Annotated in this window: 21 protein-coding genes; 16 read left to right on the top strand and 5 right to left on the bottom strand. The window is 68.2% G+C overall.

Translation table 11 applies throughout. From position 1 onward, the window contains the following. Positions 1 to 12: 12 nt before the first annotated feature. Complete coding sequence (locus AC5RWX_RS15505; protein WP_493939726.1) at positions 13 to 990, bottom strand: aminoglycoside phosphotransferase family protein; 978 nt, start codon at positions 988 to 990, stop codon at positions 13 to 15. Then, the gene (locus tag AC5RWX_RS15500; protein ID WP_493939727.1) at positions 987 to 2,036 is read right to left on the bottom strand and encodes a DUF4439 domain-containing protein; all 1,050 of its coding nucleotides are present in this window, start codon (positions 2,034 to 2,036) and stop codon (positions 987 to 989) included. The genes AC5RWX_RS15505 and AC5RWX_RS15500 overlap by 4 nt, the downstream gene beginning before the upstream one ends. A 128-nt stretch (positions 2,037 to 2,164) precedes the next feature. Between AC5RWX_RS15500 and rimP the strand changes: the two genes are divergently transcribed. From rimP to rbfA, 5 genes are all read left to right on the top strand, one after another. Next, positions 2,165 to 2,779, top strand: coding sequence for a ribosome maturation factor RimP (gene rimP / locus AC5RWX_RS15495; protein ID WP_493939728.1), 615 nt, complete (start codon positions 2,165 to 2,167; stop codon positions 2,777 to 2,779). 1 nt (position 2,780) lies between these two features. Continuing rightward, the gene (nusA, locus tag AC5RWX_RS15490) at positions 2,781 to 3,764 is read left to right on the top strand and encodes a transcription termination factor NusA (protein ID WP_493939729.1); all 984 of its coding nucleotides are present in this window, start codon (positions 2,781 to 2,783) and stop codon (positions 3,762 to 3,764) included. Between the two features lie 112 nt (positions 3,765 to 3,876). After that, positions 3,877 to 4,197: a YlxR family protein gene (locus tag AC5RWX_RS15485; protein WP_493957306.1), complete on the top strand. Its 321-nt coding sequence runs from the start codon at positions 3,877 to 3,879 to the stop codon at positions 4,195 to 4,197. Positions 4,198 to 4,359: 162 nt separating this feature from the next. Beyond that, on the top strand, positions 4,360 to 7,224 hold the full coding sequence (infB, locus tag AC5RWX_RS15480) for a translation initiation factor IF-2 (RefSeq protein WP_493939731.1): 2,865 nt from the start codon (positions 4,360 to 4,362) through the stop codon (positions 7,222 to 7,224). A gap of 83 nt (positions 7,225 to 7,307) precedes the next feature. Beyond that, positions 7,308 to 7,769, top strand: coding sequence for a 30S ribosome-binding factor RbfA (rbfA, locus tag AC5RWX_RS15475; protein ID WP_493939732.1), 462 nt, complete (start codon positions 7,308 to 7,310; stop codon positions 7,767 to 7,769). Between the two features lie 81 nt (positions 7,770 to 7,850). On the opposite strand, the gene AC5RWX_RS15470 is transcribed toward rbfA, so the two are convergent. After that, complete coding sequence (locus AC5RWX_RS15470; RefSeq protein ID WP_494097598.1) at positions 7,851 to 8,972, bottom strand: ScyD/ScyE family protein; 1,122 nt, start codon at positions 8,970 to 8,972, stop codon at positions 7,851 to 7,853. Between the two features lie 218 nt (positions 8,973 to 9,190). Between AC5RWX_RS15470 and truB the strand changes: the two genes are divergently transcribed. The 7 genes from truB to AC5RWX_RS15435 all read left to right on the top strand — a co-directional run bounded on the left by truB (position 9,191) and on the right by AC5RWX_RS15435 (position 16,330). Next, on the top strand, positions 9,191 to 10,099 hold the full coding sequence (gene truB, locus AC5RWX_RS15465; RefSeq protein ID WP_493939734.1) for a tRNA pseudouridine(55) synthase TruB: 909 nt from the start codon (positions 9,191 to 9,193) through the stop codon (positions 10,097 to 10,099). Further along, a complete protein-coding gene (locus tag AC5RWX_RS15460) occupies positions 10,099 to 10,470 on the top strand; it encodes a hypothetical protein (RefSeq protein ID WP_493939735.1) in 372 nt (123 codons plus the stop codon). The genes truB and AC5RWX_RS15460 overlap by 1 nt, the downstream gene beginning before the upstream one ends. Then, positions 10,467 to 10,940 carry a hypothetical protein gene (locus AC5RWX_RS15455; protein WP_493939736.1) on the top strand — a complete coding sequence of 158 codons (474 nt, stop codon included), beginning with the start codon at positions 10,467 to 10,469 and terminating at the stop codon, positions 10,938 to 10,940. Before AC5RWX_RS15460 ends, AC5RWX_RS15455 begins: the two co-directional genes overlap by 4 nt. A 29-nt stretch (positions 10,941 to 10,969) precedes the next feature. Continuing rightward, positions 10,970 to 11,971 carry a bifunctional riboflavin kinase/FAD synthetase gene (locus tag AC5RWX_RS15450; RefSeq protein WP_493957307.1) on the top strand — a complete coding sequence of 334 codons (1,002 nt, stop codon included), beginning with the start codon at positions 10,970 to 10,972 and terminating at the stop codon, positions 11,969 to 11,971. 162 nt (positions 11,972 to 12,133) lie between these two features. After that, a complete protein-coding gene (gene rpsO, locus AC5RWX_RS15445; protein ID WP_493939738.1) occupies positions 12,134 to 12,403 on the top strand; it encodes a 30S ribosomal protein S15 in 270 nt (89 codons plus the stop codon). Between the two features lie 310 nt (positions 12,404 to 12,713). Then, the gene (locus tag AC5RWX_RS15440; protein ID WP_493939803.1) at positions 12,714 to 14,954 is read left to right on the top strand and encodes a polyribonucleotide nucleotidyltransferase; all 2,241 of its coding nucleotides are present in this window, start codon (positions 12,714 to 12,716) and stop codon (positions 14,952 to 14,954) included. Positions 14,955 to 14,956: 2 nt separating this feature from the next. After that, positions 14,957 to 16,330, top strand: coding sequence for a M16 family metallopeptidase (locus AC5RWX_RS15435; protein ID WP_493939739.1), 1,374 nt, complete (start codon positions 14,957 to 14,959; stop codon positions 16,328 to 16,330). A gap of 81 nt (positions 16,331 to 16,411) precedes the next feature. Here AC5RWX_RS15435 and AC5RWX_RS15430 read toward each other — a convergent pair whose 3' ends face one another. Both AC5RWX_RS15430 and moaA read right to left on the bottom strand, forming a co-directional pair. Further along, complete coding sequence (locus AC5RWX_RS15430; RefSeq protein ID WP_493939740.1) at positions 16,412 to 16,774, bottom strand: MoaD/ThiS family protein; 363 nt, start codon at positions 16,772 to 16,774, stop codon at positions 16,412 to 16,414. Next, on the bottom strand, positions 16,775 to 17,872 hold the full coding sequence (gene moaA / locus AC5RWX_RS15425) for a GTP 3',8-cyclase MoaA (RefSeq protein ID WP_493939741.1): 1,098 nt from the start codon (positions 17,870 to 17,872) through the stop codon (positions 16,775 to 16,777). Between the two features lie 112 nt (positions 17,873 to 17,984). Here moaA and AC5RWX_RS15420 point away from each other — a divergent pair, with 112 nt between their 5' ends. From AC5RWX_RS15420 to AC5RWX_RS15405, 4 genes are all read left to right on the top strand, one after another. Beyond that, positions 17,985 to 18,389, top strand: a complete 405-nt coding sequence (locus tag AC5RWX_RS15420) for a TOBE domain-containing protein (protein WP_493939742.1) — start codon at positions 17,985 to 17,987, stop codon at positions 18,387 to 18,389. Position 18,390: 1 nt separating this feature from the next. Continuing rightward, entirely contained in the window at positions 18,391 to 19,218 is an 828-nt protein-coding gene (gene modA, locus AC5RWX_RS15415; RefSeq protein WP_493939743.1) for a molybdate ABC transporter substrate-binding protein, read from the top strand. A 65-nt stretch (positions 19,219 to 19,283) separates the two neighbouring features. Further along, entirely contained in the window at positions 19,284 to 20,117 is an 834-nt protein-coding gene (locus AC5RWX_RS15410; RefSeq protein ID WP_493939804.1) for an ABC transporter permease, read from the top strand. Next, complete coding sequence (locus AC5RWX_RS15405) at positions 20,114 to 21,166, top strand: sulfate/molybdate ABC transporter ATP-binding protein (RefSeq protein ID WP_493939744.1); 1,053 nt, start codon at positions 20,114 to 20,116, stop codon at positions 21,164 to 21,166. The genes AC5RWX_RS15410 and AC5RWX_RS15405 overlap by 4 nt, the downstream gene beginning before the upstream one ends. Positions 21,167 to 21,184: the final 18 nt, after the last annotated feature.

Below are 21,184 nucleotides of genomic sequence, written 5' to 3'. Positions count from 1 at the left end.
CAGCCCTACCGCTCAGGCAGGTGCCGCCAGGGCGTGCGCCGCCGGAAGCTCCGGCAGCGTCCTGCCGGCCAGCGTGGAGGCGACCCAGAGCGAGCGCTCGGCGTCGCCGGTCGCGCGGTGCAGCAGGTAATCCAACGCGTTATCCACTTCGCGCACCACGGCCCATTCGCGGGCGGTGTCCGGGTCCAGTCCAGCCGCCTCGGCCAGCTCCAGGCAGCGGGCGTGGAGATGCCGCCCGGCGTCGGCGGCAGCCAAATCTGCGATCCGGTTCCACAGCATCGGCGCGACGGCGAATTCGGCGTCGCCGATCAGCGGCTTGGGGTCGATGGCGGCAAAACGGTCCGGGGCGTCAAGCCGGGCCAGAATGTTCCCATAGTGCAGGTCGCTGTGCAGAAGCACGTCGCGGTCCTCGCGCCGGCCGACGCTGCCACGGACTTGGCAGACCTCCAAGGCACACTCCAGCAGCCAGGCCGGGAACGGCTTGCCCAGTTCAAGCCAACGGGCCGGCAGGGTGTCCGTCCATTCTTCCGCCAAGGCCGACACCTGGTCGAAACTGCCGGCCGTGCGGGGCACCCGGGGCCGCTGCAACTGCCGGACCAGACCGCCCCAGATGCCGGTGGTCTCATCCAGTGCCACTGCGGAGAGCGGGCGGGCTGCATCCAGGCGTTCCAGCAACAGCACGAAGGGACCGCGTTCGGCCAGCAAACGGACGGCGCCGCGGCCGTCCCAGAGTTTGAGGGCCCGGGCTTCGCCGTCGGCCTCTGGATGTGGGAAAGTCAGCTTCAGCGCTGCCGGCGAACCATCGGACGCCAGCACGGGGAAGACCGCCGCAGTCTGGCCAAACCACGGCCCGCCGGGCACAGCCCGCAGGTTCCAGTCCAGCATGGTCTGGGCATAGAGGCTGTTGAAGCCCCGCAGCCACTCCCGGCCGGCAGCGGAACCGGCTGCGCTGCGGCGCAGTCCCGGGGGCAGGTCAACGTCGGCGGTCACGGGGCGGTGGACGGAGCAGCCAGCAACTCGTCGTCCAGGCCCGGCGCCGGCAGCACCACTCCGGTTGAGGCTGCGAGTTCGGACGTCGCCTCCGCGAGTCCGGCCACCGCATGTTCCCGGATTGTCCCGTCGCTCAAAGCGACCACATCGGCCAGTGGGGCGAGGGCAGCGTCTTCCGCGTCCTCAAGGGCCGGCAGCGGATCGCCGGCGAACTCGTCACCCAGGACGTAGACCGGTTCGGGCAACGGCAGCTCAAGGCACTCGGCCGCCGCCAGCGACCGCCAGTGCGCCGCGGAGTTCGCGTGGGCGGCCAGCCGTGCCGCGGCTGCCGCCCGCTCCGCGCCGGCGAGGCGCGGCAGCACCGTTTCGTAGGCGTAGGCCAAGCGTTCCTGGCTGAGTACGACGACGGCGATGGCCTCCGCCGCCGTCGGCGGAGCGGGCGTTGCCGACCCGCTTCCATCGTGCTCAGGGTCCGCGGCAGGACAACCGGCCGGTTCCAGCGGCATTTCCGGATCCTTCCAGGGCTGAGCCACGTCGGTTCCGCCGGGCAGTGTCTGGGCCTGGGCGTAGAGGGCAGAACCGATCGACGCGAGCAGCCGGGCGAGTCCCGGATCGGTTGTTCGGGCGTCCGCGAGCAGACCGTCGGCCAGTTCGGCCAGGTCCTCGGCTCCGGGCTGTTGCGCCGCAGACGGTGCGCCGGAGTCCGCGGCGGAAGGAACTGCGGTGGTCGCAGCGGCTGCCGGGGAGCCCGAGGGCCACGACGTGGTCAATGTCAGCAGGTCCGCCTGGCTCCGGAGCAGGTCAGCGGTGCGGGAGCCGCCGTCGTCGTGCTCCTCAAAGGCGGCCGCCAGGCCCTCAAGCCCTGCCAAGGCGTCCAGGCGCGCCTGCTCCGTGCTGCTCGGCGGTGGCGCGGAAGCGGTGATGCTCGCCACCACGGTCCCGGTGCTGACCACGATCGCCGCGGTGAGCAACAGCAGCGGCACCCGGCGCCAGGCCCGGGATGGCGTGGTTGGTCCGCTGTCCCGGCGCCTTGAAGTAGATCCCACAACTGATGATGATGTCACGGGTTCGGCGTCCGCTGCACGGCCGGGCGGCAGCTGCTGGCGGCGGGAAGCCACCAGTCACGGTAAAGTCGCTAGTCTAGAAGTCAGACTCACCAGAACAGGGAGACAGCATGGCCCAGCGGCGCAACCACGGCGGCGTGCCCACTACCGGAGGGAAATCCGGTACCGACACGTTCGCGGAGGCCGCACGCCTGAAAGAGCTGCTGGAACAAGCCGTGGCATCCCACGGACTGTTCCTCGAGGACGTGGAGATCCGGGTTGCCGGGGCCCTCCGCACCCTCCACGTCATCGTTGACCTGCCTGAAGACCAGACCGGTGGCGTGGGGCTGGACGCCATCGCCGAGGTTTCGCAGACTCTCTCCAAGACTTTGGATGAGGACCCGCAGGACGACGGCCGGCCGTACAGCCTGGAGGTCTCTTCGCCGGGCCTTAGCCGGCCGCTGACGCAGCCGCGCCATTGGCGCCGGAACGTGGGCAGACTGGTCAAGGTCAAGCTGGTGGCCGGCGACGACATCACCGGGCGCGTCCTGGAAGTTGGCACCGACGGCGTGACCGTGCGGCCGGAAGAAGCATCGAAAAAGGGGATGAAGCCCCGCCCCGGCGAACCGGTCCAGGTGAAATTTGCGAACATCCGCTCCGGCAAGGTGGAAGTCGAGTTTGCACGGTTGGACGAAGATTTGGCTGCCGAGGCGAACGGCGAGCCGGCGAATGAGGAGGAGGCCTGAGATGGATATCGATATGAGCGCCCTGCGGCTGCTTGAGCGCGAACGCGAAATTCCGCTGGACCTGCTGATCCCGACGATCGAGCAGGCCCTGCTGGTGGCCTACCACAAGTCCCCGGGCTCGATCGAGCGGGCCCGCGCCGAGCTGGACCGCAAGAGCGGCCACGTCACCATCTGGGCCGCAGAGCTCGACGACGACGGCACCGTGGTCGGCGAGTTCGACGACACGCCCAGCGGCTTCGGCCGGATCGCCGCGAGCACGGCACGCCAGATCATCCTGCAGCGTCTGCGCGACGCCGAGGACGACAACGTGCTGGGCGCTTTCCGCGGCAAGGAGGGCGAACTGGTCTCCGGCTTGATCCAGCAGGGCCACAACCCGCATATGGTCCAGGTGGATCTGGGCACCGTGGAAGCACTGCTGCCGCCGCCCGAACAGGTGCCGGGGGAGAGCTACCTGCACGGCACCCGCCTGCGTGCCTACGTGGTGGACGTCCACCGCGGCATGAAGGGTCCGTCGATCACGCTGTCCCGTTCGCACCCCGGGTTGGTCCGCAAGCTCTTCGAACTTGAAGTACCCGAGATCGCGGACAAGAGCGTGGAGATTGTTGCCCTCGCCCGCGAGGCCGGACACCGGACCAAGATCGCGGTCAAGGCCAATGTGCCAGGGCTGAATGCCAAGGGCGCTTGCATCGGCGAAATGGGTTCGCGCGTGCGGGCAGTGATGACCGAACTGCACGACGAGAAGATCGACATCGTCGACTTCAGCGAGGATCCCGCGACGTTCATCGCCAGCGCGCTGTCGCCCTCGCGGGTCAGCTCGGTGACCATTACGGACGCCGAGAGCCGTTCCGCACGCGTCGTGGTGCCCGATTACCAACTCTCCCTGGCCATCGGCAAGGAAGGGCAGAACGCCCGGCTTGCCGCTAAACTGACGGGTTGGCGGATCGATATCGTGTCGGACGCTGCCACCGCCGAACAGCGGCGGTAGAAGCGAAGACCAACCAGGCCACACGCCTGAAACACGCCCGGTTCGTTGGCCGGGCACTGGAAGCGGTAGAATATCCATGGCCGGGTTTCCCGACAGTCACAAACCCCTGCAGATGCGCGCCCACAAGGCCGCGCCGCCACAGCGGACCTGCATAGGCTGCCGGCGCCGGGAAGACCAGGCCGTTCTGCTGCGGCTGGCAGTCGAGGAAATCGGTGGCGTTGCCACCGTGGTCGTCGATCCTGTCCGCCGCAGACCCGGACGCGGTGCCTGGATGCACCGCGAACCGGAATGTGTGGAGCTGGCAGTCAAGCGGCATGCCTTCGGCAGGGCCTTCCGGGCCAAGGTCGACAGCACTGCTGTGGTAGACCAGCTCCGTGCTCACGACGAGGCCGCCATCACGGCCGGCCCTCGTCACCCCAACCGTCCAACCTGAAAGCGGGTCAGAAAACTGATGGAAACCCGATGAGTGCCAAGTGATGAGTACTTCATTGTGCTCCGCCCGCGGTATTTCAGCCGATTCTGCTGAAAGCCGCAGCAAGAAATAGACGGTTCGTGCCCGGCAGCCCTGCCTCGTGCGGACCGAGACAGGAGAAATGTGGCCAAGGTCCGCGTACACGAGCTGGCAAAAGAGCTCGGTATTACCTCGAAAGACGCAGTGTCCAAACTGCAGGAACTGGGCGAATTCGTCCGTTCCGCCTCATCCACCATTGAGGCCCCCGTCGTGAAAAAACTTCGCGACGCCTTCCCCGCTGCCGCTCCGAAGAGTGAGCCGGCGGCCCCCAAGACAGCACCCAAGCCCGGCGCCAAGCCCGCTGCGAAGGCAGCTCCGGAAACCCCGGCGGCGGCACCGGCTCCGGCAGCGCCCGCTGCACCGGCACCCGCTGCACCGGCTCCGGCAGCACCGGCTCCGGCAGCTCCGGCGCCAGCACCGGCCAAACCGGCTCCGGCTCCAGCAGCTCCTGCTGCCGAAGCGGCCCAGGCTCCGGCACCGGCTGAGGCTCCGGCCGCCAAGCCCGCCTCTGCAGCTCCGCGTCCCGGCAGCCCCGCCGCCGCACGTCCGGGTGCTCCGCGCCCCGGTGGACCGCGTCCGGGCAACAACCCGTTCGCCACGTCGCAGGGCATGCCCCGCGGCCGTGGCGGCGACCGCGATGCCGAGCGTGCACCGCGTCCGGGCAACAACCCGTTTGCAACCTCGCAGGGCATGCCCCGTCCGGGTGGCCCGCGTCCTGCTGCCGGCCAGGGCGGTCCGCGTCCGGCGGCACCCCGTCCCGGTGCCGCGGCACCTCGTCCGGGTGCACCGCGTCCGGGCGCACCTCGCCCGGGTGCTCCGCGTCCCGGTGGTGGACCCGGTGGAGCCCGTCCGACTCCCGGCATGATGCCCAACCGTACCGAGCGCCCGGCCCCGGCCGGTCGCGGTGGTGCTCCGGGCCGTCCGGGAGCCCCGGGCAGCGCCCCGGGCCGTCCCGGTGCCGGCGGAGCGCCGGCCGGCGGTGGCTTCGGCAAGGGAGGCCGCGGTCGCGGCGGTACCCAGGGCGCCTTCGGCAAGGGAGGCGCCGGCCGCGGCAAGCAGCGCAAGTCGAAGCGCGCCAAGCGCCAGGAACTGGAGCAGATGAGTGCTCCGTCGCTGGGCGGTGTCTCGGTACCCCGCGGCGACGGCAACACCGTTGTCCGGCTGCGCCGCGGCTCCTCCATCACCGATTTCGCCGACAAGATCGAGGCGAACCCGGCCGCGCTGGTCACCGTCCTGTTCCACCTTGGCGAGATGGCCACGGCCACGCAGTCACTGGACGAAGACACCTTCGAACTGCTGGGCGTTGAACTGGGCTACAAGATCCAGGTTGTCTCGCCGGAAGACGAAGAGCGCGAACTGCTTGACTCGTTCGACATCGACCTCGACGCAGAGCTTGAGGCCGAGGGCGAAGACGACCTGGAGAAGCGCCCGGCCGTTGTCACGGTCATGGGCCACGTCGACCACGGTAAGACCCGCCTGCTGGACGCCATCCGCAACACCCAGGTGGGCGAAGGCGAGCACGGCGGCATCACCCAGCACATCGGTGCCTACCAGATCGACTTCCAGCACGATGACCGCGATCGCAAGATCACCTTCATCGACACCCCGGGCCACGAGGCGTTCACCGCCATGCGTGCCCGCGGCGCGAAGGTCACCGACATCGCCATCCTGGTGGTGGCCGCGGACGACGGCGTCATGCCGCAGACCGTGGAAGCCCTGAACCACGCGCAGGCGGCCGGCGTGCCGATCGTCGTCGCGGTGAACAAGATCGACAAGGACGGCGCCAACCCGGAGAAGATCCGTGGCCAGCTGACCGAGTACGGCCTGGTTCCGGAGGAATACGGTGGCGACACCATGTTCGTTGACGTGTCGGCCCGCGAGAGCCTGCACATCGACGACCTGCTCTCCGCCGTGCTGCTGACCGCGGATGCTGCCCTGGACCTGCGGGCCAACCCGAACAAGGACGCCCGCGGTATCGCGATCGAGGCGAACCTGGACAAGGGCCGCGGCGCGGTGGCAACCGTGCTGGTCCAGTCCGGAACACTGCGGGTGGGCGACGCGATCGTCGCCGGCAGCGCCCACGGCCGCGTGCGCGCCATGTTCGACGAGGACGGCGCCTCGGTCACCGAGGCCGAACCGTCGCGTCCGGTCCAGGTGCTGGGCCTGTCCACGGTGCCGCGCGCCGGCGACACCTTCCTGGTGACCGACGACGAGCGCACCGCCCGCCAGATCGCCGAGAAGCGCGAGGCTGCGGACCGCAACGCCGCGCTGGCCAAGCGCCGCAAGCGCATCAGCCTGGAGGACTTCGACAAGGCTGTGGCAGAGGGCAAGGTCGACACGCTCAACCTCATCCTCAAGGGCGACGTGTCCGGTGCCGTGGAGGCCCTGGAAGACTCGCTGCTCAAGATCGATGTGGGCGAGGACGTCCAGCTGCGGGTTATCCACCGCGGCGTCGGCGCGATCACGCAGAACGACGTCAACCTGGCCACTGTGGACAACGCCATCATCATCGGCTTCAACGTCAAGCCCGCCGAGCGGGTGGCGGAACTGGCCGAGCGCGAAGGCGTGGACATGCGCTTCTACTCGGTCATCTACTCGGCCATCGATGACATTGAGCTGGCGCTCAAGGGCATGCTCAAGCCGGAGTACGAAGAGGCGCAGCTCGGCACCGCCGAGATCCGCGAGATCTTCCGCTCGTCCAAGTTCGGAAATATCGCCGGCTCCATCGTCCGCTCGGGCACCATCCGCCGTAATTCCAAGGCGCGAGTCACCCGCGACGGCAAGGTCATCGGTGACAACCTCACCGTCGATTCGCTCAAGCGGTTCAAGGACGACGCGACCGAGGTCCGCGAAGGATTCGAATGTGGTATCGGACTTGGGTCGTTCAACGACCTCAAGGAAGGCGACATCATCGAAACCTTCGAAATGCGCGAAAAGCCGCGCGTCTAGCAGTCGGCTTGCAGCGGGCGTCTGGTGGCATCGCCACTGGGCGCCCGTTGTGCCGCCATCATCACGAGAATTGAGGAGGGGTCATGGCAGACCCAGCACGCGCCGCCAAGATGGCCGACCGGATCAAGGTTGTGGTGGCCCAGGCGCTCGAGCGCCGGGTCAAGGATCCACGCCTCGGGTTTGTGACCATCACCGACGCCCGGGTGACCAACGACCTGCAGCACGCCACCGTCTACTACACGGTCTTCGGCAACGACGAAGAGCAGGACGGCACCCGCAAGGCACTTGAATCCGCCAAGGGCATCCTGCGGGCAGAAGTAGGCCGGAACATCACGGCGCGGCTGACGCCCACGCTGGAATTCGTCCCGGACGAAATCCCGGTGAACGCCAGCCACCTGGAGGAACTGTTGCGGACCGCGAAGGCCAAGGACGCCGAGGTGGCAGCCATGGCCGAAGGAGCCGCCTTCGCCGGGGGAGAAGATCCCTACCGCAAGCCCGGTGACGAGGACGAGGACGAATCCGGCAACGGATCGCGCCCGGCGTAACCATCCACCGCACGACGACGGTGGGCCACCTGCAGAGCGCGGGCGGCCCACCGTTGTTGGTTGTACCGGCTCTCTGAAGCGTCAGCGCAGCCTGATCCGGATGACCTTGCCTGCCGGGGGTGTTCCCCCGGCGAAGTCAGGCAGGGCATGCGTCGTGGCGTAGAGCCGGTTGTCGTGAATCTCCACGGCAGCCGGGGCAGTCGTCTCGAGGAAAGTCCGCGCCTTGTGGTGCCCCTTCTGCACCACGGAGATCTTGTTGCCAAACATCTCGGCAACGTAGATGTCGCCGCGTGAACTCACGGCCAGGTTCGTGGCACCGGAGAAGCCGCTGGCCAGCTGCACCGCTTTGCCCGTTTTCGAATGGACCTTAAACACCCGCCCCTGCGAGCCAAGGCTCCCGTCTTCCGGACCCCCCGGCAACGCCGTGACGTACAGCCAGCCCCGCTGGCCAAACTCCACATCTGTAGGCACCGGCTCCAGATAGTATTTCTCGCCCACCACGCAGTCCGGCAGGCCCATGCCCGCCGCCAGCACTGCGCTGACCCGAATGGCTACCGCCGGCAACACTGCCACGGTGCTGACCCGCTTGCTGCGCTTGTCCACTTTCAGGATCGTATTGGCACCGGCATCGGCAACGTAGATGCTGTGCTTGTCGGCGGCGGTTGCGTAGGCATGGGAGTCAACCTGCCCTTTGTACTTGGCTTGGATCCCCGCGGGTATCTGGTCCAGGCAGCGTTGGTCCCGCACATTGCGGAATCCGTACGTGACACGGCCGTCGGGATTCCGTTTGGCCTCATAGGCGGCAACATCCGCGATCTTCTGCGGAGTGGCTTTGCGGTGGTTGCCCAGGGACTTGACCCACTGCTCGTTCGGTGCCCCGTCCATGCCGCCGGCGGCTTCGGAGAAGTAGACGGTGTCCCGGTAGAGGGAGACGGATCCAACCTCGGGGCCGCCGGACCTGTGCAGCACCTTGGGGCCGGCGTGGGACTGAACCTTGTTCAGGATGCCGGCGAAATTCTGGCTGACAAAGAGCCCATGCCGTCCGGCAGCAAGGCTCAGCGGGGAAAGCAGGCCGTCGGACAGCGTGCTGGTTGCCGGTGGTCTATGACTGTTGCGGGCGGCGGATGATGCCGGCGGCAAACCGGTGCTGAGCGATAAGCCAAGCACCAAGGGCAGGGCAAAATAGAGTTTTGGTATCTTCACGGAGCACCTCAGAAGTCTCGCAGGCCGATGAAATGACTGGAGGTAGAGCGCAAGTGATGCCGAAAAGGCGACCGTGCCGTAGGCCCTTTGACATTCCCCTCGGGCCCGAGTGCGGCACGCAGTGAGCTCAAGCTAGTGGGGCCCACCGGGGCTGTCAACGATTCATGCTTTAAGCCCGGAGGGCAGACCCGCATCCGGGACGCCATATACTGAAAGGCGTGACTTCTGGCCTGCTCCGCTCTGGACTCATCCTCGTCGACAAGCCGCAGGGGTGGACCAGCCATGACGTGGTTGGACGCATGCGCCGACTGGCCGGAACACGGAAAGTCGGCCATGCCGGCACGCTGGACCCGATGGCCACCGGCGTCCTGGTTGTGGGCGTCAACAAAGCAACCCGGCTGCTGACCTACATCGTCGGTGCCACCAAGACCTATGACGCGACCATCCGGTTGGGCCAGTCCACCGTGACCGACGACGCCGAGGGCGACGTGACGGCGGAAACCATCGCCGCGGCCGTGACCGAACAACAGATCCGTGAGGGCGTCGCTGCACTGACCGGAGAGATCCAGCAGGTGCCCAGCAGCGTCTCGGCCATCAAGGTCAACGGCCAGCGGTCCTATGCCCGCGTCCGTTCCGGCCAGGACGTGTCGCTGCCGGCCCGGCCGGTCACCATCCACCGGTTCGACATCCACGGCATCCGGCGCGAGCGCGGCGGGAAGGTGCAGGACGTGGACGTGACCGTTGAATGTTCGTCGGGGACCTACATCCGTGCCCTGGCGCGCGACCTGGGGCAGCGACTGGGCGTCGGCGGGCATTTGACCGCCCTGCGCCGGACCCGAGTGGGGCCGTTCCGAATCGAAGACGCCTCGACGCTGGAACAACTAGCGGAAAACCTTCAGCTCACGGCTCTGGACGAAGCAGCCAGAGTGTTGTTCCCGGCCCGCGAACTCAGCGCGGCGGAAGCCGACAATGTCTCCCACGGTCGGCGGATTCCGGCTGGGGGAGAGGCGGGCGCCACCGCGGCGTTCGCCCCGGACGGGTCACTGGTGGCGCTGTTGGAAGACACCGACGCGCAAGCCAAGCCGCTGCTGGTGTTCGCACCGGGAAACGAGGCGGCAGACAAGTGATGGTCGACGGATTCTTCATTGCTGGCGCGGTAGTCACGCTGCTGGCTGCCATCATCTGCGTGGTAGCGGCCATCCTGAAGCACGGGCCGAACGATATTACGATCCTCTCGCTGGCAGCCGTGGAGCTGTTTCTGCTGGTCTATGCCGTGGCCGGGATCATCCGGCAGTTGACCGGTGAGCCCGTCGCCGGGGAGAGCTGGGAATTCTGGGGTTATCTGATCACCGCGCTGCTGGTGCCGGTGGCGGCCTTTTGGTGGTCCATCACCGACCGCAGCCGGTGGAGCAACCTGGTACTGGGCGCCGCCGCCGTGACTGTCTTCGTGATGCTGGTAAGGATGGAACAGATTTGGGACGGACCGATCGTCGTATGAAAACCGATGGGGAGCAGCAGCCGGCCCAGCGGGCCCAGGACACCACGGAGGTAGCACGCCGGGCCACCGGGTTCGGCCGCCTGCTGGTGGCGGTCTACGGAGTCTTTGCGTTGTCCGCCACGGCCCGGGCGGGCTACCAGATCGCCACCAAGTTCGACGAAGCACCGGTGGCCTACCTGCTCTCCGCCTTCGCCGCCGTCGTCTATATCCTGGCGACCATCACGCTGGCCAAGTCCGGCCTCCGCTCCTACTGGCTGTCCGTGGCCGCCGTGGGCATCGAGTTGCTGGGCGTCGTCGCCGTCGGGCTCCTCAGCCTGCTGGACCCGGAACTGCTGCCGCAGGACACGGTGTGGTCCGGCTTCGGCCAAGGCTACGGTTACGTTCCGTTGGTGCTTCCCGTGGTCGGTCTCTGGTGGCTGTGGCGGCACCGGCCGGGTGCCGGGCAGACGCCGTCGGAAGATCGTCCATAATGGAAGGGGCCCGGGGCGGGGCCGCAACCATGCAAGGCCCAACCGACGAGGAGTTCACTGTGCACTACTGGAAAGACCTGGCCGACGTACCCCGTGGCTTTGGTCCATCAGTGGTGACACTGGGCAACTTCGACGGCGTGCACCGCGGCCACCAGCAGGTGCTGCGCCGGCTGGTGGAGACGGCTGCCGCCCGTGGGGCGCACGCCGTGGCCATTTCCTTTGATCCGCATCCCTCCCAGGTGCACCGGCCGGACGCAGCCCCGCAGCTGATCATGGGGCTGGAAGATCGGGTCGAGGCGTTGGCGGCCAGCGGACTGGATGGCCTCCTGATGATGACCTACACGCTGGAGCTGGCCGGCGAAACACCCGAGCAGTTCGTCCGCAACGTCTTCGTGGAGACGCTGGGCGCAACGGCCGTCGTGATCGGACACGATACGCGCTTCGGCAAGGACAACGCCGGCGATGTGACCACGATGCAGGAACTCGGGCGCCAGTTCGGCTTCGCCGTCGAGGTCGTCGAGGAATACGAAGCCGACGCGGACGGCGGCGCGGACGGCAGCCGGCGCTGCTCGTCGTCCTGGGTGCGTGAGGCACTGGCAGCCGGTGATGTGGCGGTGGCGGCGGAAGTGCTCGGACGGACCCACCGGATGCGCGGCGAAGTGGTGCACGGCGACGCCCGCGGCCGCGAACTGGGCTTTCCCACCGCGAACCTCTCCAAGCATTCATCCGGGCTGATCCCGGCCGACGGCGTGTACGCCGGCTGGCTGGTGGACCAGGGCGGTACCAGGTGGCCCGCCGCCATCTCGGTCGGCTCCAACCCCACCTTCGAGGGCGCCAGCCGACGGGTCGAGGCGCATGTCATCGACCGGCCGCAGGAGAGCACCGACGACTTCAATCTCTACGGCCAGCAGGTGGTGGTCGAATTCGTGCAGCGGCTGCGCGGCATGGTGGCCTACACCGGACCCGAGGCGCTGATCGCCCAAATGCACGACGACGTAGCGCGTACCCGCAGCCTGCTTTCGACAGACTGAGTCCGCAACAGGTAAACTTGCCGGTGGATTCGGCTGCGGTCCGTGGCGGCTGTATCCCTCTGTGCTCGGCATCCGGCAGTCTCTGGTTGCCGGCCGACGGTACGGAGCCCCCGGCAGCGAAGTGCTGACTCGGGCCTCACGGCACAACTTCTAGGAGTTACTGTGGCATTAGACGCCGCGCTGAAGCAGGAAATCATCAAGGAATACGCCACGCACGAGGGCGACACGGGTTCCCCCGAGGTACAGATCGCTGTTCTGTCCCGTCGCATCTCCGACCTGACCGAACACCTGAAGATGCACAAGCACGACCACCACACCCGCCGCGGCCTGATGGCCTTGGTCGGCCGTCGCCGTCGTATGCTCACCTACCTGCGTGAAACCGACATCACGCGCTACCGTGCGCTCATCGAGCGCCTCGGCCTGCGCCGCTAGTCAGTGAAGGAGGCGGCTCTTCCGCTCATCGCAACAGGGACAGAAGAGCCGCTTTTTTCCTACCTCGTCCATTCGGGCGTGGCGGGAGACGGCCAGCGGGAAACCGCTGGGCGATAACTACATCAACTGGAGACTTCCGGTATCGCGGCATTCGCGGTCCTCGGTAGTGGCTTCCGGGACGCCCCTCGGGCAGCCCGTAGGTCTCGATCGAAGACCGGGTGGCGTACAGGCAGGCTGGCCGTCAAGCGGCCTGCTGGTCTGGGCAGATACCGGCAGCCTCCGCACACTCGAAGAAACGGAGGTGACTCTCTTGGAGGGTCCCGAAATTCAATTCTCAGAAGCAGTCATTGATAACGGCCGCTTCGGCCAGCGCGTCATCCGGTTTGAAACCGGCCGCGTGGCCCAGCAGGCGGCCGGCTCGGCGATGGTCTACATCGACGAAGACACCGCCCTGCTCTCCGCCACCACGGCGGGCAAGTCTCCGCGCGAAGGCTTCGACTTCTTCCCGCTGACCGTCGATGTGGAAGAGCGCATGTACGCCGCCGGCCGCATCCCGGGCTCGTTCTTCCGCCGCGAAGGCCGTCCGTCCACGGAAGCGATCCTGGCTTGCCGCCTGATGGACCGCCCGCTGCGTCCGGCCTTCGTCAAGGGGCTGCGCAACGAGGTCCAGATCGTGGTCACCGTGCTGGCGATCAACCCCGACGTGCTGTACGACGTCGTGGCCATCAACGCCTCGTCCATGTCCACCCAGCTGTCCGGCCTGCCGTTCTCCGGTCCGATCGGCGGCGTCCGCGTGGCGCTGGTGGACGGCCAGTGGGTGGCCTTCCCGAAGCACTCCGAGCTGGAACGTGCCGTGTTCAGCATGGTGGTGGCCGGCCGCATCGCCGGGGACGACGTGGCGATCATGATGGTCGAGGCCGAGGCAACCGACAACGCCTGGAACCTGATCAAGGAAGAGGGCGCCACCGCCCCCACCGAAGAGGTTGTGGCCGAGGGCCTGGAAGCGGCCAAGCCGTTCATCCGCGCGCTCTGCGACGCACAGGCCGACCTGGCTGCTCGGGCCGCCAAGCCGACCGTCGAGTTCCCGATCTTCCGGGACTACGAGGACGACGCCTTCGCCGCCGTCGAAACCGCCGCCGCTGCCAGGCTGACCGAGATCTTCTCGATCGCCGACAAGCAGGAGCGCAACGACGCCGCCGACGCCTTCAAGGCCGAGGTCGTGGCGCAGCTCGCCGGCACCGAAACCGCCGAATTCGCCGGCCGGGAGAAGGAAATCTCCGCAGCCTTCAACTCGGTGACCAAGAAGGTAGTGCGCCAGCGCATCCTCACCGAGCAGGTCCGCATCGACGGCCGCGGCCTCAGCGACATCCGCAAGCTCACCGCTGAAGTGGAAGTCCTGCCCCGCGTCCACGGTTCGGCCATCTTCGAGCGCGGCGAAACCCAGATCCTGGGTGTCACCACGCTGAACATGCTGAAGATGGAACAGCAGATCGATTCGCTGTCGCCGGTCACCCGCAAGCGCTACATGCACAACTACAACTTCCCGCCGTACTCGACCGGTGAAACCGGCCGGGTGGGATCGCCCAAGCGCCGCGAAATCGGCCACGGCGCGCTGGCCGAGCGGGCACTCGTGCCGGTGCTGCCCTCGCGTGAAGAGTTCCCGTACGCCATCCGCCAGGTTTCGGAAGCGCTCAGCTCCAACGGCTCCACCTCGATGGGCTCGGTCTGCGCCTCCACGCTGTCCATGCTCAACGCCGGTGTGCCGCTGAAGGCCCCGGTGGCCGGTATCGCCATGGGCCTGGTCTCCGACCAGGTGGACGGCGAGACGCGCTACGCGGCGCTGACCGACATCCTGGGCGCAGAGGACGCGTTCGGCGACATGGACTTCAAGGTCGCCGGTACCGCGGAGTTCGTCACGGCCATCCAGCTGGACACCAAGCTCGACGGCATCCCGGCCTCCGTGCTGGCCGCCGCGCTGAAGCAGGCCCGCGAGGCCCGGCTGCACATCCTCGGCGTGATCAATGCCGCGATCGACCAGCCGGACGAAATGAGCGAGTTCGCCCCGCGGATCATCTCGGTCAAGATCCCCGTGGACAAGATCGGCGAGGTCATCGGCCCCAAGGGCAAGATGATCAACCAGATCCAGGAGGACACCGGCGCGGACATCTCCATCGAAGATGACGGCACGGTGCTGATCGGCGCTACCGACGGTACGGCCGCCGAAGCCGCCCGCGCGGCGGTCAACGCGATCGCCAACCCGCAGATCCCCGAGGTGGGCGAGCGGTACCTGGGCACGGTCGTGAAGACCACCACCTTCGGTGCCTTCGTGTCGCTGACCCCGGGCAAGGACGGGCTGCTGCACATCTCCGAGCTGCGCAAGCTGGCCGGCGGGAAGCGCGTGGACAACGTCGACGACGTGGTGTCGGTGGGCCAGAAGGTCCAGGTCGAGATCACCAAGATCGACGACCGCGGCAAGCTGTCGCTCGCTCCGGTGGTCGCCGAGGAGGCTGCAGCTGACGAAGCAGTAGCCGAAGAGGCCGCGGCCGAGTAAGAATGGCCGTTGTCGCCCTGCCGCTGGCCGGCAGCATGCAGCATGTCGATGCCACCGAGCTCGGCGGGTCCGACCCCACGCTGATCCACGGCGAACCGGGCGGCGCCATCGTGCGCCGCTCGGTGCTGCCCGGGGGAGTGCGGGTCCTGACCGAAGCAATGCCCGGCCAGCGGTCGGCGACGATCGGCTTCTGGGTCGGTGTGGGCTCGCGGGATGAAGCCGCGGGCCAGCACGGCTCGACCCACTTCCTGGAACACCTGCTCTTCAAGGGCACCAAACGCCGCACCGCACTGGACATCGCCTCCGCTTTCGACGAGGTCGGGGGCGAATCGAATGCGGCCACGGCCAAGGAAAGCACCTGCTATTACGCCCGGGTCCTCGATTCGGACCTGCCGATGGCGATAGACGTGATCGCGGACATGATCACTTCCGCGGTGCTGGACCCGCAGGAACTCGAGCAGGAACGCGGAGTCATCCTCGAAGAGATCGCCATGGACAATGACGATCCCGCGGATGTCAGCCACGAAAAGTTCGTTGAGGCAGTGCTGGGCGATCATCCGCTGGGCCGGCCGATCGGCGGCACCCCCGAGGCGATCAAGGCCGTGGCCCGCGACTCGGTCTGGTCCCATTACCAGCGCTACTACCGGCCCGACGAGCTGGTGGTGACCGCCGCCGGCGGGCTGGACCACGACACGGTGTGCACCCAGGTGCTCGCCGCGTTGGAAACTGCCGGCTGGCACCTGGAGGACGGCGCAGTGCCGGCGCCGCGGCGGGAGACGGCCACGGCGGCGGTTACCCCGGTCTCCGGTACCTATGTGCACCGCCGTCCGGTGGAACAGGCGAACATCGTGATGGGCTGCCCGTCCATCAACGCCACCGATGAGCGGCGCTTCGTCATGAGCGTGCTGAACGCGGTGCTGGGCGGCGGCATGTCCTCCCGGCTGTTCCAGGAAATCCGGGAAAAACGCGGCCTGGCCTACGCCACCTATTCCTTCTCCGGCGCGTACGCCGACGCCGGCTACTTCGGCATGTATGCCGGATGTTCACCGGCGAAAACCGGCAAGGTCATCGACCTGCTCGGTGCCGAACTGGACCGGCTTGCGGCTGACGGCATCACCGCGGACGAACTGCGCCGTGCCGTCGGACAGCTATCCGGAGGCATTGTGATGGCGCTGGAAGACAGCGGCTCCAGGATGTCCCGGTTGGGCCGTGCCGAACTGGTGACCGGGGAGTTCCTGGACATTGACGAGTCGCTGGCCCGGATCAAGGCGGTCACCGTCGAGCAGGTCCGCGAGCTCGCCGTCGAATTGGCAGCGGCACCCCGCATCGTCACCGTCGTCGGGCCGTTCGACTCGGCGGCAGACTTCGGCAGATAGGCCCCGACAGGCGGGGCCGCGGCCCCAACCCTGCGGTTAGGCCGCGGCCCCGGACAGCGCGGTTAGGCCGGGCGCTGCTGCCTAGCCGCCAGCAAACGGCGGCAGGATGTCAATCACGTCGGTTGCCTGCAGCGGCGCCTGCCGGTCCTTCCACGCCACCTCGTTGCGCAGGAAGCTGCTGCGGGCGATCACGGACTCCATGGACGGGGCGGACGAGCGGGCAGGCGTAGCCGCGGCCGCCGTGCCTCGGGCAGATGCTCCGCCACCGGACCCGGCTGCCGCCAGGACCCGTTCCTGGCTCGCCACCTGGTCCTGGCTCGCCGGACTATGGCGTGCCACGACTTCGCGCAGCAGCATTTCCAAGGTGGTGCCGTCGGGCAGCTCCAGGTTTTCCTCCTCGAGGCCCGCCGCGGCCTGGGCCGCGCCGAAATACCGGACGATCATCTATCCGCCTATCGCACTCATGGTCCGGTCCGGCTGGACGAAGTCCGCGCCGCCCAGACCTGCATGGTCCATACCGTGGGCCTTGGGTTTGGCCCACATTGCCCCCCGCCAGTGTTCCGCCACGGCCTCATCGCCCGCATCGCTGCGCAGCAGGGCCAGCAGGTCCGTTTCCTCGTGCGAGAACAGGCAGGAACGCACCTTGCCCTCGGCGGTGACCCGGGTGCGCCGGCAGTCGGCGCAGAACGGCTCCGTCACGGAGGCAATGATCCCCACCGTGCCGGCGACGACGTCGGGGGAGCGCCGCCGTCGTACTTCCCACCGCTGGGCCGGTGCCCCGTCGCGTTCGCGCGGGTCCGGAGAGAGCAGGAAATCCGTTTCCAGCAGCGCGCGGATCTCCGCCGCCGCCAGCATGTTCTGCCTGGTCCAGCCGTGATCGGCGTCGAGCGGCATCTGTTCGATGAACCGCAGCTCGTAGCCGCGCTCCACCGTCCAGTCCAGCAGCGCAGGAGCCTCGGCATCGTTGATGCCGCGCATCAGCACCGCGTTGATTTTCACCAAGCCCAGGCCGGCGGCGTCGGCGGCCTCGATGCCGGCGAGCACCCGGTCCAGGAACGGACGTCGTGTCAGTTGGGCGAAGGTCTCCGGGTGCAGCGAGTCCAGCGAGACATTGATCCGGGTCAGGCCGGCCGCCTTCAGCGCGGCGGCCTTCTTCTCCAACCCCAGGGCATTGGTGGTCAGCGACACCGGCAGATCCGGGTGGTTGTTCCGGATGGCGGCGATGATGTCCACCAGTCCGGCGCGGACCAGCGGCTCGCCGCCGGTGAGGCGCAGCTCGCGCACGCCCAGTCGTTCGACGGCGATCCGCACCAGCCGGACCACCTCCTCGTCGCGGAGGATCTGCTCCTTGGACAGCCAATCCAGCCCTTCGGCCGGCATGCAGTAGGTACAGCGGAGGTTGCACTTGTCCGTCAGCGAGATCCGCAGGTCGGTCGCCACCCGGCCGAAGCGGTCCACCAGCGACGTACCGGCGTCCGCGGGGCGCGCAGGTCCCGCCGCCGCGGCCCCGGGAATCCGCGGCATGCCCAAGTCAACGCTCATACCACGAGGGTACGCGAGGAAGCCGCTCGGTGCAGGGCCGTCCCGCCTGCTGAAAGGGCCAGCAGCTCGGCAACCTACCGCATGCCGCATTTGAGGAACTAAACTGCTGTCCGTGACGCAAATACGAATCTCTGACGCTGCGCGTTTTATGGGGGTCAGCGACGATACCGTCCGGCGCTGGATCGAGGCCGGCACCTTGGCCAAGCACAAGGATGCCTCCGGCCGGGCCACGGTGGACGGTGCGCAGTTGGCTGCCCTGGCCCGCGAGCAAGCGGCCCTGCCGCAGGACCCCACCGGCATCGGCAGTTCGGCCCGCAACCGCTTTGTCGGCATCGTGACGGAGATCCGGCAGGACACGGTCATGGCGCAGGTGGAGATGCAGTGCGGTCCGCACCGCGTGGTGTCGCTGATGAGTTCCGAAGCCGTGCGCGATCTGGGGATCGAGCCCGGCTCCGTTGCCGTCGCCGTCGTGAAGGCCACGATGGTGGCCGTCGAGACGCCGTTGGGAAAGGACTGACGTGGGACGCGGCGAGCTTCCGCCCGGCCCGGTCAAGCGGACCGGACGCAGCCGCCTGCTGGCCGTCTTGATGGGCGGGGCGCTCCTGATGGCCACGGCCTGTTCGGCTGCAGGGCAGGGGCCGCGTCAGACACCGGCGTCAGGGTCCGCACGCTCCGGCGAGGTCATTGTCTTCGCCGCCGCGTCGCTGAACGGGGTGCTGACGGATCTCGCCGCCGACTTCGAGGACGACCATCCGGACGTGACCGTCCGGCTCAATTTTGCCGGTTCCTCCGATCTGGCCACCCAGATCCTCTCCGGCGCACCCGCGGATGTGTTCGCCTCGGCTAACCCGGAGAACATGGACAAGGTCACCGCCGCCGGCCTGGCTGCCGGGCAACCGGTCACCTTCGCCACGAATCGGCTCCAGATCGTTGTTCCGGACGGGAATCCGCAGGGCATCAGGTCGCTCGCAGATCTCGCTGACAAGCGGATCAAGACCGTGGTCTGCGCCCCGCAGGTGCCGTGCGGCGCGGCCACGCAAAAGGTTTCCCGACAGGCCGGAACAGAGATCCCGGCGGTGAGCGAGGAATCATCCGTCACCGATGTGCTGGGCAAGGTGGTGTCCGGTGAAGCCGACGCCGGCCTGGTTTACGTCACCGATGTGAAGAACGCGCAGGGCGACGTCGAGGGTATCGACTTCGCCGAAGCCGGTGCCGCGGTCAATGACTACCCGATGGTGCGGCTGGCCGAGGGCGCCAACCCGGCCGCCGCCGAGGCGTTCGTGGCGCTCGTGACGGGACCGGAAGGGCGCAGGGCGCTGGCCGACTACGGTTTCGGAGCGCCGTGACCACAACGCCCGAAGGCACGACGCCGGTGCAGGCCAACCACCGCGGACCAGCAAAGGACGGGACGATGGACACAACGACGGCGGTGCAGGACACGACGACGGCGGTGCGGGCCCCGGTGCCGTACTGGCTGTATCCGCTGGCCGCAGCCGGCGCCATCTTCGTCCTGCTGCCGCTGGTCGGGATGGCTGCCCGGGTGAATTGGCAGGAGTTCCCGCAGCTGGTCACGTCGGAGGCGTCGCTGGCCGCGCTCGGCCTCAGCCTGCGGACGGCCACCGCCAGCACCGCGTTGTGCATCGTGCTGGGCGTCCCGATGGCGCTGGTGCTGGCGCGCAGCAGGTTCCCGGGCCAGCAGGTGGTCCGCTCGCTGGTGCTGTTGCCGCTGGTGCTGCCGCCGGTGGTCGGCGGGCTGGCCCTGCTGTACACCTTCGGCCGGCGCGGGTTGCTCGGCGGGACCTTCGAGGCCTTCGGGCTCGAGATTGCCTTCTCCACCACCGCCGTGGTGCTGGCGCAGACGTTCGTGGCGCTTCCGTTCCTGGTGTTGAGCCTGGAGGGTGCGCTGCGCACGGCGGGCACCCGGTATGAAGCGGCCGCGGCAACCTTGGGCGCCCGGCCGTCCCGCGTTCTTCGCACCGTCACGCTGCCGCTGGTGCTGCCGGGGCTGCTCTCCGGCGCGGTGTTGTCCTTCGCCCGGTGCCTCGGCGAATTCGGGGCCACGCTGACGTTTGCCGGCAGCCTGCAGGGAGTCACCCGCACGCTGCCGCTGGAGATCTACCTTCAGCGGGAGACCGATGCCGATGCGGCGGTGGCGCTGTCGCTGGTTCTGGTGGTGGTCGCCGTCGTGGTGGTCACGCTGGTCCACCGCAGGTCCGGGCTGCCCCTGGCGATGGGCGTCCGGTGAGGCTGGAACTGACCGCCCGGCTCCCGGGCCGCGGCTTCGAGGCGGACTTCAGCGTTGCCGACGGGGAAACGGTGGCCGTGCTCGGCCCGAACGGCGCCGGCAAATCGACGCTGCTCGGCCTGATATCCGGGCTGTTGCGCCCGGCCTGGGGCCGCGCGCAGCTGGACGGCACGGTGCTCTTCAGCACCGGGCAGCAGCAACCTGACCGCTGGGTGCCCGCCCACGCGCGGGGCATTGGACTGATGGCGCAGGACCCGCTGCTGTTTCCGCACCTGAGTGTCAGAGCCAATGTTGCCTACGGACCGCGCAGCCGCGGAGCATCCCGGGCCGAGGCCGACAAGACCGCGCGGCATTGGCTGGCCGAACTTGACGCCTCCGAACTCGCGGACCGCCGTCCGGCTGAACTCTCCGGCGGCCAGGCGCAGCGCGTGGCGGTGGCCCGTGCCCTGGCCGCCGAACCGTCACTGCTGCTCTTCGATGAGCCGATGTCCGCCCTGGACATCACCGCGGCGCCGGCGCTGCGCAGGCTGCTCCGCCGGGTATTGGCAGGACGCAGCGCCGTGATCGTCACGCATGAACCGCTGGACGCACTGCTGCTGGCCGACCGGGTGGTGGTGATGGAGGACGGGCGGATCGTCGAGCAAGGGCCGGTGCGCGAGGTGTTCGCCCGGCCGCGCAGCTCCTTCGCGGCGGGGATGACGGGCCTTAACCTGGTCACCGGCACCGCCACCGAAAACGGGTTGACGGACGCCAACGGGGTGCACTGGAGCGGCGAGGCCGAGGCCGGCCTGCGTCCCGGCGAGGCGGCTGCGGCCGCGTTCCGTCCCGCCTCGGTGGCGCTGTTCACCGATCTTCCGGCCGGCAGCCCGCGCAACGCCGTGGCCGCCACGGTGACCGAACTGGTGCCGCACGGCGGCCTGGTCACGGTCCGGGCCGGCTGGCTGGCCGCCGAGGTCACGCCGGCCGCGGCGTCCGAGTTATCGCTGGCGCCGGGGGAGCGCGTGCACTTTGTGGTCAAGGCGGCCGAGGTCTCGATCTACCGCCGGTGAGCCGCGCAGGCGTCGCCT

This window comes from Arthrobacter sp. SPT-J7, from assembly GCF_059089965.1.
The sequence above is the reverse complement of the archived record's forward strand: the minus strand, read 5'-3'. Positions and strand labels throughout refer to the sequence as shown.

Bases quoted from the DNA above. Each gene is read 5' to 3' on its own strand.
- rimP (WP_493939728.1), top strand. From the start codon at position 2,165: ATGGCCCAGCGGCGCAACCACGGCGGCGTGCCCACTACCGGAGGGAAA.
- nusA (WP_493939729.1), top strand. From the start codon at position 2,781: ATGGATATCGATATGAGCGCCCTGCGGCTGCTTGAGCGCGAACGCGAA.
- AC5RWX_RS15485 (WP_493957306.1), top strand. From the start codon at position 3,877: ATGCGCGCCCACAAGGCCGCGCCGCCACAGCGGACCTGCATAGGCTGC.
- rbfA (WP_493939732.1), top strand. From the start codon at position 7,308: ATGGCAGACCCAGCACGCGCCGCCAAGATGGCCGACCGGATCAAGGTT.
- AC5RWX_RS15460 (WP_493939735.1), top strand. From the start codon at position 10,099: ATGGTCGACGGATTCTTCATTGCTGGCGCGGTAGTCACGCTGCTGGCT.
- AC5RWX_RS15455 (WP_493939736.1), top strand. From the start codon at position 10,467: ATGAAAACCGATGGGGAGCAGCAGCCGGCCCAGCGGGCCCAGGACACC.
- AC5RWX_RS15450 (WP_493957307.1), top strand. From the start codon at position 10,970: ATGCAAGGCCCAACCGACGAGGAGTTCACTGTGCACTACTGGAAAGAC.
- AC5RWX_RS15435 (WP_493939739.1), top strand. From the start codon at position 14,957: ATGGCCGTTGTCGCCCTGCCGCTGGCCGGCAGCATGCAGCATGTCGAT.
- AC5RWX_RS15430 (WP_493939740.1), bottom strand. From the start codon at position 16,774: ATGATCGTCCGGTATTTCGGCGCGGCCCAGGCCGCGGCGGGCCTCGAG.
- moaA (WP_493939741.1), bottom strand. From the start codon at position 17,872: ATGAGCGTTGACTTGGGCATGCCGCGGATTCCCGGGGCCGCGGCGGCG.
- AC5RWX_RS15410 (WP_493939804.1), top strand. From the start codon at position 19,284: ATGGACACAACGACGGCGGTGCAGGACACGACGACGGCGGTGCGGGCC.